Below are 11,869 nucleotides of genomic sequence, written 5' to 3'. Positions count from 1 at the left end.
CCCGCCAATATTGACGACGAACACAATTCCAGAGCACTGTTCAGCGATGAGTGGCCAAAAGCTGAGCGTGCTTTGGTACAAACGCAAAAAGTGCAGCGCCAGATGCTCGATGCAGTGCGTCATAACAATATGATTGACCTGACACTGGTGCATGAAGTCAGCGCCGGCCTGGCTGATTCTATTTCGCGCAATCAGGATGTACTGCTGTGTTTAAACCGCATTGCCGAGCAAAGTGACAGCCTGTTGCAACATAGTATCAGCTGCGCTGTCTATATGGCGGCGTTTGCCCGTCATCTGAATATGCCGGCGCATAAAGTGCAGTCACTGATCACAGCTGCACTGCTGCATGATATCGGCAAAGCGCTGAACCCAGACTACCTGCATGCAGAAGACTATATGGCTATTCCCTCCAGCCTGAATGCGCTGCAGAAAACAGCTAATCTGGCCGGTGAAATCTCACTGTGGATTAGCCAGCACTGTGCTCACCTTGACGGCAGCGGCTCACCAAAGATCAGCGCCAGCCAGATTGAAAAAGGCAGCCGGATGCTGGCCATTGTCAATAATTACGAAAAACTGACCTCACCACAAAACAGTAAGCTGGGGCCGCTGGCGGCTTCCCGCTTACTGCTTGAACGCACACCACACAAACTTGATGCTGAGTTATTACAGCTGTTTATTAAATGTATTGGTATTTATCCGCCAGGCTCAGTGGTCAAACTGACCAGCGGGAAGCTGGCTTTGGTGCTGGAGAACAGTGCGAAAAAGCCCTTGTTACCGAAAGTGAAGGTGTTTTACCACAGTGTGCATCAACATCACCTGCCAGCCAGAGTAATGGATCTTTCCCGTCAGCAGGAAGAGCAAATCGACAGCTGTGTCGATTTGAAAAAATACGGCCTGGATGTGCGCAACTACATCTAAATTTTACCGTTAGCTAATATAAGCTGCTTGAATAAGCACGATGGCACCACTAAGATGTTAACAATTGCCTGAGTGAAATGAGCAGTAGTTGAAAACAATTAGTATCGAGCAGTTAGCCAGCGGCATGTATGTGGTAAATGCACAAACATCCTCAGGTAAGGCGCTAAAAATACAGGGATTAATTTCCAACCCAGCCCAGATTGAATTGTTGCGCAGTAAAGGCGTAGCGCTGCTTAATGTCGATCCTGCAAGGCAACAGGCTACTGAACTGGCTGACGATGACAGCAGCCCGTTTAATATGTCAGCTACAGCGGCAAATGCCCCGTCGCTCTCTGCCCGTCAGAGCATGAAGAAGCTCAGCATGGCGCAGGAAATCAAGAAAGCAAAAGCTCTGTACTCAGAAGCCAAATCACTGCAAAAACGCGCTTTTGCGGATATCACCAATGGTAAAGCGATTAACGTCGCCGATTTTCGCCGTTGTGCCGATGGTTTTATTGATTCGGTGTTCCGTAATCAGGATGCCTTGCTTTGTATTAGCAGGATGCGGGACAAGGATGCTTACCTGCTCGAGCACTCGGTCAATGTATCCATTCTGATGACTATTTTTGCCAAGTACCTGAAACTGGACGAGTCCACGATTGAAGAGCTGGCCACAGGTGCCTTACTGCACGATATCGGCAAAATCAAAGTACCGGATGCGATTCTGAACAAACCTGGCCGTTTAACGGATGACGAGTTTGTCGTTATGCGTAAGCACGTTGAGTTTAGCCGCGATATTCTGCAGCAGTCTGAAGGCATTTCGCCAATCAGCCTGGACGTGGCGGCCAACCATCACGAGCGGATGGATGGCAGAGGCTATCCGGCAGGCCTGCAGCAAGAGCAAATATCGTTGCATGCCCGTATGATAGCAATAGTCGATACCTATGATGCTATTACCGCCCAGCGGGTTTATAAAAGCGGCCAAAGCTGCTTCAGGGCACTGAAGATACTGCGCAGTGACAGCCCGGCACATTTTGATCTGGAGCTGGTCAAGCAATTTATTGCTGCTATTGGCATGTATCCACCTGGCACGCTGGTACTGATGGACAGTGAAAAACTGGCCTTGGTGCTGGAAAATAACCCCAACAGCCTGACCTGCCCGGTCGTTAAGCTGTTTTACCATACCAAACGGCGATGTTATCTGCCGCCAATCACAGTAGATTTAGCCAACCCCAAATGCGATGATGCGATAAAGTCTGTAGTCGATGCTACAGACTATGGCATTGATCTGAAAAAGTTTTTTAATGAATTTATTATGCAGGTTTAGTCAGGCCAGGCAGACAATGCTGCCATACTGAATAACTGATTACCCTGTTGCAGTAGCACAAACTGCGGCGTAATTTCTTTAATGCGGATATCGGCCGTCACCCACTGCCCCTCCTGCAGCGTTTTGCCGTTTACTTTTACCCAGCGCTGACTGGGCGTGGTGGCATAAACATGGGCATCAAACCGTAATGCTGGTATTTGCTGGCGTAAGCTTATATCCAACTCACTGATATCAACCGCAGGGGCATCATTGGTGCGCCTGGCCGGGTTGCGGCTGCTTTGCTCTGTCGCTTTTAACGCTGAAGCGAATTTGTCGCGCAGTTCAGATGACACTTCAACCGGTTCAGCAGCGACGTCTCGGGCGACATCTTTGTTTACCTCTATCGGCTTCGGCTCTGCCGCGCTGGTGCCCGCTGTCATGGTTTTTACCGGAGGCGGTGAGCTAAATGGTTCACTGACAGGTTGTTGCGGTGGCGACACAACCTGGCTTAAGGCGTTGCCTATATCCGCCGGGCTGGTGCTCGCAGTGACAGTATCAGCCGCTGGTGCGCTGGCGTTGTCAGCAACATTTTTTGTCTGCAGCGCCTGCAAAATAACATCAGCAGCAGCCGGTGTTGCCGGGGTCTGCTCGCTGGTTGGCGCCGACACAGGGTGTAGCAAGGGGCTTAGCAAATAAGCAGCAACAGCTCCGGTTAGCAACGCCAGCAATAAGGCCAGTACCAGTGCCAGTTTGCGCCAGTAGCTGCTGGTTTTGTCAGGTGCAGGATCTGAATGATGCTGCTGCTTTAATGCAGCCATTAAAATAGACATAACCTTTTTACACTACCTTTATACATAAATTGCCGCCGGTCAGCCGTGTTGAAGCAGCGGCATCAGCACCAGTGCCAGACTAAAGCCCAGCACTATAGCGCAAACCCCCAATACAGGCCAGAACCAGGCAGGTAAAGCCCATTGATTTACCTGTTCTGACAGCGGCAGTATTTCACTGGCAGCTTGTTTGACCATTTTCTCGCTGACAATCGCCTGCTGCTGACCATAAGCACCAAGCAAAGCACGGTCGGCCATCAGGTTAAGCAGCCTTGGAATACCGCCACTTAGCTGGAATAAACGTTTGACTGCACCGTCGCTGAATACCGGCCGGCTGCAACCTGCTACCTGTAAGCGGAATTTAAGGTATTGCTTTACCTCATCCAGATTGAGTGGCAATAAGTGGTAACGGGCGGTGATACGCTGCGCCAGTTGTCGTAAGTCGTTGCGTTTTAGCAATTGCTGCAGTTCAGGCTGGCCAATCAGAATCACCTGCAACAGCTTACGGGTATTGGTTTCCAGGTTAGTCAGCAGGCGCAATTGCTCCAGCACAGCGGGCTGCAGGTGCTGGGCCTCGTCAATAATCAGTAAGGTATGCTTACCGGCGTCATGGTTTTTCAGTAAACGGGTTTTGATTTTATCGCCGAGTAATTTCAGGCTGGCATCGCTTTTTTTATAGCGGATTTTCAACTCGTCGCAGATAGCAGCCAGCAATTCCAGCTCAGATAAGGTTGGATTCAGAATGAACGCCACCTCGGCCCGATCATCAAGCTCCTGCAGCAAACAGCGCGATACGGTGGTTTTACCGGTCCCTACCTCGCCGGTCAGCAACACAAAGCCGCCCGCCTCACCCAAGCCAAAACGCAAATGCGCCAGTGCCTCAGCATGACGCGGACTCAGATACATAAACTCCGGGTTGGGGGCTATCGAAAACGGGGCACTGTTCAGGCCAAAAAATCCGGTATACATACTGCATCCTGCTACTAAGGGCGCTGCAACTTGTTGCGACCGTGCATTTTGAAAGACGATGGGTATAATGGCAAAAAATCCAGCAACAGGAAAGCCGGTGCAACGATATCTGGTCGGTGGTGCAGTACGTGACAGTCTTTTAGGGTATCCGTTTCATGAACGGGACTGGGTCGTGGTAGGTGCCACCCCCGAACAAATGCTGGCTTTGGGCTATCAGCAGGTCGGCAAAGACTTTCCGGTGTTTTTACATCCCGATACCAAGGAAGAGCATGCGTTGGCCCGTACCGAGCGCAAAAGTGGCAAGGGCTACACCGGTTTCAGCGTTTATGCCGCACCGGACGTTACGCTGGAGCAGGATCTGCTGCGCCGTGACCTTACGATAAACGCCATTGCACAGGCAGATGACGGCAGTCTGGTTGACCCTTTTCACGGTGCGGATGATCTGAAACAGAAAATACTGCGCCATGTCTCTGATGCATTTGCCGAAGACCCACTGCGCGTGCTGCGTGTTGCACGATTTTACGCCCGCTATGCCCACCTGGGGTTTACCGTTGCGCCGCAAACCAAACAGTTGATGCAGCAGTTAAGTTCAGAGCTTGATACGCTGGCGGCAGAGCGCGTCTGGCAGGAAACCGCCAAAGCGCTGTGCGAGAAAACACCTCAAGCCTATTTTGATTTGCTCCAGCAAACCGGCGCTTTACAGGTACTCATGCCCGAACTGGCCGCACTGTGGGGTGTGCCTCAGCCACCACAGTGGCATCCGGAAATTGATACCGGCGTACATACGATGATGGTAGTGCAACAAGCCGCACTGTTATCTGACCGGCTCGACATCCGCTTTGCAGCATTAGTGCACGACTTAGGCAAAGGTGTCACCAAACCTGAGCTGTGGCCGGCCCATCACGGCCACGAACATACCGGTTTACCCCTTATTAAGCTGCTATGCGAAAGGTTACGGGTGCCTAACGATTGCCGCGATCTGGCGCTGCTGGTATGTGAGTACCATCAGATAATCCACCGCGCCCGCGAACTGAAAAGCAGCACTGTGCTAAAGCTATTCAATGCAATAGATTTATGGCGCAAGCCACAACGGCTGGAGGCAATACTATTGTGCTGCGAGGCCGATTTGCGTGGCCGCACCGGCTTTGAGCAGGCGGCCTACCCGCAGGCAGAGTATTTACGCCAGTTAGCCAGTGCGGCTTTGCAGGTCAATGCCAAGACGTTACTGGCACAGGGGTTACAGGGTGAGCAAATCAAGCAAGGGCTGGAACGCGCCAGGCTGGATGCGATCAGTACGGCCAAAGCCCGTGATAAAACGGATACAGCACCTTAAACGGTGCTGCTTAACACCACCAGTAAGGTTATACCTAAAATCAGCCGGTAAATCACAAACGGCAGCATACCCATGCGCTCAATCACTTTTAAAAACAGGTGTATACAGATAAAAGCACTGATAAATGACAAGCCCGTACCGAGCGCTATCGCATTGATATCATAGTGCGTAGGTTCAGACAGTAGCTTGGACGCCTGATAGCCGCCGCTCAGCACTATGATCGGAATAGATAATAAGAACGAAAAACGCGCTGCACTTACCCTGTCCAGTCCCAGCATTAACGCTGCGGTCATGGTGATGCCTGAACGCGAGGTGCCCGGAATAAGCGCTATCGCCTGGGCAATGCCAATCAGCAGTGCCTGTTTCCAGCTTAACTGCTCCATTGTTTGCTGCTGTTTAGCCGTAGCGTCTGCCAGCCATAGCGCCAGGCCAAACACGATAGTCGTCACTGCAATCACATAAGGCGAGCGCAGAAAGGTTTCTATCAAATCAGCGGCCAATAAACCGGCCAAGCCTGCCGGTATCGTCGCCAGTATCACCCACCATGCCTGTTTACTTTCGGTACTGTGTTTCCCGGCCAGCGACTGCACCCAGCCGACCGTTAACTGGCCGATATCGCGACGAAAATACAGCATCACCGCCAGTAAAGTACCAACATGTACCGCTACATCAAACACCAGCCCCTGATCCTGCCAGCCCAGAATGGCCGAAGGTAAAATCAGATGAGCGGAAGACGATATCGGTAAAAACTCTGTAAGCCCCTGGATAATAGCCAGAATAATAACTTCCACTGTACTCACTGCTGCGCACTCCATTCAAATGGCACTGGCCATAATTTTTGTTTTTTCTCGTATTGCTGCCATAACTCGGCGTAAGACACACCGATCTTCGGGTGCAACCTGTCAGGCGCTAACTCTGCCAAAGGCCAAAGCACAAACGCATTTTCAGTAATTTCGGCCCGTGGCAACTCTACCGGTTGCTGGCATACCACATCGTCATAAGTCAGCAAGTCTAAATCCAGCGTCCGGCCACTGAACTTTTGAGCACTGCGGTCTCTGCCATAGCTGTCTTCGATTTGCTTAAACAAGGCAACACAGTCCGATATTGGCAAACGGGTATCGGCACAGGCCACCAGGTTATAAAAGGCATCGCCGCTAAAGCCAACGGCTTCGCTCTCATATACTGACGATAACTGCACAGCGCCAAAGTGTTGCTGCAACGCGCTGACTGCAGCCTGAATATGAAACTGACGATCAATATTGCTGCCAATGCTGATATAGATACGGGCCATCAGTTACGGCTCCGCACTATGTGTACACCGACCGTCTGTGCTTGCGCTACTGCACCTGGCTTACTGACGGTTACTTCAACTTTGCTGGTAGCAAACTGCTGCAACAACATAGCGGCTACACGCTCTGCGACGGTTTCAATCAACTCTATCGGCTGGGCGGTGATAAGTGCCGTTACCTTGTCAGCAATAATGGCATAATCCAGTGTCAGTTTAATGTCATCGCCTGCAGCCGCTGCTTTGGTGTCGGTTGTCAGGGCTAAATCAAGAAAAAGCCGTTGCTGAATGGTCTTTTCCCAGTCGTAAACGCCGATAACGGTGTCTACTTGTAGCTGTTTTATAAAAACTATGTCCATTCAGTTACATCCGCATTGCGTTATTTCTCGTTTCAGGTAGGCTGGTCGGATAGGTAAAACCGCTGAAAACCTATATTCTGCAGGCCTTGAATCAGGCTGCAATCTTAACGTAAAAACTGGTGCTGAGGAACCGCCTTAATGACCCCGCTGATTGGAATTATGATGCTGGCAGCCTATCTTTGTGGCTCCATTTCGTCGGCAGTGCTGGTCAGCAAACTGTTCCGCCTACCCGATCCTCGTTTACATGGCTCCGGCAATCCCGGAGCAACCAACGTGCTGCGTTTGGGCGGCAAAGTTCCTGCTGTGCTGGTATTAGTGTTTGATATTTTAAAAGGCACTATCCCGGTGTGGGGCTCCTATTTTCTGAAAATAGAACCGCTGTATTTAGGCTTAATCGCAATCTGCGCCTGTGTTGGGCATATCTTTCCGCTATTTTTTGGCTTTAAAGGCGGTAAAGCAGTGGCAACAGCTTTTGGTGCTATGATGCCCATTGGTCTGGATCTGGCGGGCCTACTGATAGGCAGTTGGCTGGTGATTGTCGCGCTCAGTGGTTACTCATCACTGGCAGCCATTTTGACGGTGAGCCTGGCACCGGTGTTTACCTGGTTTATCAAGCCTTTGTATACGATACCGGTGTCTATGCTCAGCGTGCTGATTATTCTGCGCCACCGCGAAAACATAGTACGCTTGTGGCAGGGTAAAGAGAGCAAAGTGTGGGATAAGACCAAACGCATTCGCGAGTAAAAAAGCGATAGAACCTGAAAGCGAGGTTGGAATCCCGGCGTGGGCGCCACAGAGTGTCTGAGTGAACGCGCAAGCGTGAGCGAGTTGCTGTGGCGAGCCAGGGCGGGAGTTGCAACCGAAGCCACACACAACCCGCTCTGACAATAATCAAATCGCTGGCAAATCCTGCATTGGCCAGCGTGGCGTAACGCCAATCGTTAAATCCTGCTGCTGCCCTGCGGCTAAACGAAAATACCCAGCCAGCGCAATCATAGCGCCGTTATCCGTACAAAACTCTTTGCGTGGATAAAACACCTCACCACCATAGCGCTTTAATAACACTGCCAGTTGCTCACGTAATGATGTATTCGCACTAACGCCACCTGCAATCACCAGACGCTTATAGCCGGTTTGCTGCAATGCGCGTTCACATTTAATTACCAACGTATCCACCACCGCTTGCTGAAACGATGCTGCGATATCCGCTTGCACCTGAGTACTGTTACCTTCTTTAGCAATCATGTTAGCAGCTGACGTTTTCAGGCCGCTAAAGCTAAAATCCAGCCCTGGCCGGTCGGTCATCGGCCGGGGGAATTTATATTTTTTCGCATCGCCCTGAGTCGCCAGTTTGGCCAGCAACGGGCCGCCCGGGTAGTCTAACCCCATCAACTTGGCTGTTTTATCAAAGGCTTCACCGGCGGCATCGTCAATTGACTCACCCAGCAGCTCGTAGCGGCCAATACCTTCAACGGCCACTAACTGGGTGTGCCCTCCCGACACTAAAAGCGCAAGAAAAGGAAACTCTGGCGAGCGCTCTTCCAGCATCGGTGCCAGTAAGTGGCCTTCCATATGGTGCACGGCCAGTGCCGGTTTATTCCACGCCATCGCCAGCGACCTGCCAATAGCCGCGCCAACGAGCAGCGCACCGGCAAGACCAGGGCCGGCGGTATAAGCCACGCCATCGATATCGGCGGCTTGGCAACCGGCTTCTTTTAAAGCCTGTTTAATTAATGGAATGGTTTTACGGATATGGTCACGCGACGCCAGCTCAGGTACCACACCACCGTAATCGGCATGCAATGGGATCTGACTATACAGTACATGACTGAGTAACCCTTGCTGGTCATCATAGATCGCTATACCGGTTTCGTCGCAGGACGTTTCTATACCTAAAACTCGCATCTGTGTCTCAAATCCGCTAAAATAGCGCGCATTGTACCGGCTCAGCCCACGCAGAGCCAGAGGATCGGATTTAGATCGCAGAACTGCTTTACATCACCCTGTCTTTTTGCGTAAAATGCCGCACCATTTTTAATCGTATTGGTTCAGAGATAACCAATTTGGCCCTGAGGTGAGAATTTAATGCCTGTTGTTAAAGTAAAAGAGAACGAACCGTTTGACGTAGCATTACGTCGTTTCAAGCGCTCATGTGAAAAAGCTGGTGTATTAGCTGACGTTCGCGCAAAAGAATTCTACGAGAAGCCAACCTGGATCCGTAAGCGTAAAAAAGCTGCAGCTGTTAAGCGTCACGCTAAGAAGCTGTCTCGCGAAAACGCACGTCGTATCAAGCTGTACTAAGCGTCGCTTAGTTTACCCGCTTTACGACCACGGTGCTGTCTGCTGATAAATATCAGCATTGAAAAGCCCGTCGTGATATTGCAAAGTTGATATCTGCATACCGTGCCCGCAAGGCACGGTTTGTCTTTTTCTGAATAACGCCGAAGGAAAAAGGTGGCAGGACAAATCCCAAGACAGTTTATCGACGAATTACTGGCCCGCACCGATATCGTCGAACTGATTGACCAGCGCGTACCGCTTAAAAAAGCCGGTAGAAATTACGCCGCCTGTTGCCCGTTTCATAGCGAAAAATCACCTTCTTTTACTGTCAGCCCCGATAAACAGTTTTATCATTGTTTCGGTTGTGGTGCGCACGGTAACGCCATCAGCTTTATGATGGAGTTTGAACAGCTGGAATTTGTTGAGGCGATTGAAGAGCTGGCACAGCTGCACCATCTGGACGTGCCACGTGAGCAAGGGGCAGCTAAAGCGCGGCCTGCAGCACATGCAGATGACTACACCTTAATGCAGCAAGCCGCCGCGTTTTATCAGCAGCAGCTAACTCAGCACCCCGATGCACAGAAGGTACGGCAATATATTGCCAAACGCGGTTTAAGCGAGAAAACAGTCGCCGACTTTGCGATTGGATATGCACCGGATGGTTGGGATAATCTGCTAAAACAGCTAAGCCCGGTCAATAACAGAACGCTACGCGATCAGCTGGTTGAACTGAGGCTGATTAACCGCAACGACAATGGCCGCGAGTACGATTTTTTCCGCGACCGCTTAATGTTTCCTATTCGCGATAAACGCGGCCGTGTTATTGCGTTTGGTGGTCGCGTACTGGGAGACGGTACCCCCAAATACCTGAACTCGCCGGAAAGCCGGTTGTTTCATAAAGGTCGCGAGCTGTATGGTTTATACGAAGCACGCCAGCAGCCGGGGCACTTAGAACAGGTACTGGTAGTAGAAGGCTACATGGACGTTGTCGCACTGGCCGAACATGATATCCGTTTTGCCGTCGCATGCTTAGGCACTGCCACGACGTCAGATCATATGCATACGCTGTTTCGTTATACGCCTAAAGTGGTGTGCTGCTATGACGGCGACCGTGCCGGACGTGATGCAGCCTGGCGAGCCCTGCAAAATGCGCTGCCGCAGCTAAAAGACGGCGTGGAACTTAACTTTGTGTTTTTACCCGATGGTGAAGACCCGGACACCCTGGTACAAAAAGAAGGCAAAGACGCCTTTTTGCAGCGTATTGCGGCAGCAACACCGCTGAACCAGTATTTTTTTGAGCATCTGATCCAGGAATTTGATCCGGCAACAGATGCAGGAAAATCGGCATTGTCAGTTAAAGCAGCCGAACTGATTAAACAAATTCCCAGTGAATTTTATCGCGACAGCTTAAGCGACAAACTGGCTAACCTGCTGGGTAAACCACGGGAACGGACAAAAGCAGCAGTAAAACGGGCGCCAAACCGGATAAAACCGGCAACCATGAAAATTACGCCAATGCGCAGGGCTATTGGTTTATTGTTGCAGTATCCCCATTTAGTCAAGGTAATGCCTGATGCACCGGAGCTGGCGGACGCTGATATTCCTGGCATTAACTTATTACTGGCAATACAGCAGCGGTTGCAACAAGAGCCCGGTTTGACCACAGCCCAGTTGCTTGAGCAATGGCGTGATTTACCCGAACACAGCATCCTGATGACACTGGCCGCCTGGGAGCACCAGATCGAGCCTGAACAGTTGTCGCAGGAGTTTATCGACACATTTTATTTTATTGAAGATCAGTACTTGCAGAAGCAGTTGGATGAACTGGCGCTACGGGCCAAGCTTAACCAATTAAGCAAAGCCGAATGGCATAAATACAACCTGTTACTGCAGGCACTGAAAAGCAAAAAACCAAAGCTTGCGACCTAATGCAGCTGGCTAGAAAAGCTGCGCTTTGTTATAATCGCTAGTTCGCAATTTTACATTAATCAACATTGGTGGAAGATAAGTCTCTATGGAGCAAAATCCTCAGTCGCAGTTAAAACTCCTGATCATCAAAGGTAAAGAGCAAGGTTATCTGACCTTTGCTGAGGTGAATGACCACCTGCCGCAAGACATTATCGATTCTGATCAGATAGAAGACATTATCCGCATGATCAATGACATGGGGATCCAGGTGTTTGAAAGCGCCCCGGATGCCGATGATCTGATCATGGCTGATGCCACCACAGACGAAGACGCTGTAGAAGAGGCTGCCCAGGCGCTGGTAAGCGTTGATAAAGAATTGGGCCGTACCACCGATCCGGTGCGGATGTACATGCGTGAAATGGGTACTGTTGAGCTGTTAACCCGTGAAGGCGAGATTGATATTGCCAAGCGGATTGAAGACGGTATTAACACGGTACAAAGCTCTGTTGCTGAATACCCTGAAGCTATTACCTACCTGCTGGAACAGTGGGACAAATACGAAGCGGAAGAAATCCGCTTAAGTGACATCGTTACTGCTTTTATCGACCCGAATGATATTGATGAGGCGCCAATCTCTGGCAGCCACATCGGTTCTGACGTGCCGGAAGATCAGATGGACGATGACGACGATTCTGACGACGACGA

13 protein-coding genes are annotated in these 11,869 nt (G+C 50.7%); 7 read left to right on the top strand and 6 right to left on the bottom strand.

Annotation, left to right across the window (positions count from 1 at the left end; all coding sequences use genetic code 11):
* Positions 1-918: HD-GYP domain-containing protein (locus tag VIN66_RS02680; RefSeq protein ID WP_331922551.1), on the top strand; the 918-nt coding region annotated here is incomplete at its 5' end.
* A gap of 88 nt (positions 919-1,006) precedes the next feature.
* Complete coding sequence (locus VIN66_RS02675; RefSeq protein WP_331922550.1) at positions 1,007-2,224, top strand: HD-GYP domain-containing protein; 1,218 nt, start codon at positions 1,007-1,009, stop codon at positions 2,222-2,224.
* On the opposite strand, the gene VIN66_RS02670 is transcribed toward VIN66_RS02675, so the two are convergent.
* The gene (locus VIN66_RS02670; protein WP_331922549.1) at positions 2,221-3,033 is read right to left on the bottom strand and encodes a general secretion pathway protein GspB; all 813 of its coding nucleotides are present in this window, start codon (positions 3,031-3,033) and stop codon (positions 2,221-2,223) included. The two genes, VIN66_RS02675 and VIN66_RS02670, sit on opposite strands and share 4 nt — an antisense overlap.
* Positions 3,034-3,072: 39 nt before the next feature.
* Entirely contained in the window at positions 3,073-3,999 is a 927-nt protein-coding gene (locus VIN66_RS02665) for an ExeA family protein (protein ID WP_331922548.1), read from the bottom strand.
* A 97-nt stretch (positions 4,000-4,096) separates the two neighbouring features.
* Here VIN66_RS02665 and VIN66_RS02660 point away from each other — a divergent pair, with 97 nt between their 5' ends.
* Positions 4,097-5,332 carry a multifunctional CCA addition/repair protein gene (locus VIN66_RS02660; RefSeq protein WP_331922547.1) on the top strand — a complete coding sequence of 412 codons (1,236 nt, stop codon included), beginning with the start codon at positions 4,097-4,099 and terminating at the stop codon, positions 5,330-5,332.
* Here the strand turns inward: VIN66_RS02660 and VIN66_RS02655 are convergent.
* From VIN66_RS02655 to folB, 3 genes are read right to left on the bottom strand one after another with little or no spacing between them, the layout of a single operon-like run.
* Positions 5,329-6,132, bottom strand: a complete 804-nt coding sequence (locus VIN66_RS02655) for an undecaprenyl-diphosphate phosphatase (protein ID WP_331922546.1) — start codon at positions 6,130-6,132, stop codon at positions 5,329-5,331. The genes VIN66_RS02660 and VIN66_RS02655 overlap by 4 nt on opposite strands.
* On the bottom strand, positions 6,129-6,623 hold the full coding sequence (folK, locus tag VIN66_RS02650; RefSeq protein ID WP_331922545.1) for a 2-amino-4-hydroxy-6-hydroxymethyldihydropteridine diphosphokinase: 495 nt from the start codon (positions 6,621-6,623) through the stop codon (positions 6,129-6,131). Before folK ends, VIN66_RS02655 begins: the two co-directional genes overlap by 4 nt.
* Positions 6,623-6,976, bottom strand: coding sequence for a dihydroneopterin aldolase (gene folB / locus VIN66_RS02645; RefSeq protein ID WP_331922544.1), 354 nt, complete (start codon positions 6,974-6,976; stop codon positions 6,623-6,625). The genes folK and folB overlap by 1 nt, the downstream gene beginning before the upstream one ends.
* A 138-nt stretch (positions 6,977-7,114) precedes the next feature.
* Between folB and plsY the strand changes: the two genes are divergently transcribed.
* Positions 7,115-7,720, top strand: a complete 606-nt coding sequence (gene plsY, locus VIN66_RS02640) for a glycerol-3-phosphate 1-O-acyltransferase PlsY (protein ID WP_134059133.1) — start codon at positions 7,115-7,117, stop codon at positions 7,718-7,720.
* Positions 7,721-7,867: 147 nt separating this feature from the next.
* Here the strand turns inward: plsY and tsaD are convergent, their stop codons facing one another.
* Entirely contained in the window at positions 7,868-8,881 is a 1,014-nt protein-coding gene (tsaD, locus tag VIN66_RS02635; protein ID WP_331922543.1) for a tRNA (adenosine(37)-N6)-threonylcarbamoyltransferase complex transferase subunit TsaD, read from the bottom strand.
* A 180-nt stretch (positions 8,882-9,061) separates the two neighbouring features.
* Between tsaD and rpsU the strand changes: the two genes are divergently transcribed.
* The 3 genes from rpsU to VIN66_RS02620 all read left to right on the top strand — a co-directional run.
* Positions 9,062-9,277 (top strand): 30S ribosomal protein S21, encoded by a 216-nt coding sequence (gene rpsU / locus VIN66_RS02630; RefSeq protein WP_027671378.1) that lies wholly within the window; start codon positions 9,062-9,064, stop codon positions 9,275-9,277.
* Positions 9,278-9,430: 153 nt separating this feature from the next.
* Complete coding sequence (gene dnaG / locus VIN66_RS02625; protein WP_331922542.1) at positions 9,431-11,185, top strand: DNA primase; 1,755 nt, start codon at positions 9,431-9,433, stop codon at positions 11,183-11,185.
* Positions 11,186-11,270: 85 nt separating this feature from the next.
* Positions 11,271-11,869: RNA polymerase sigma factor region1.1 domain-containing protein (locus VIN66_RS02620; RefSeq protein WP_331922541.1), on the top strand; the 599-nt coding region annotated here is incomplete at its 3' end.

The organism is Rheinheimera sp. (genome assembly GCF_036568245.1).
In the GTDB taxonomy this organism is placed as follows: domain Bacteria; phylum Pseudomonadota; class Gammaproteobacteria; order Enterobacterales; family Alteromonadaceae; genus Alishewanella.
The sequence above is the reverse complement of the archived record's forward strand: the minus strand, read 5'-3'. Positions and strand labels throughout refer to the sequence as shown.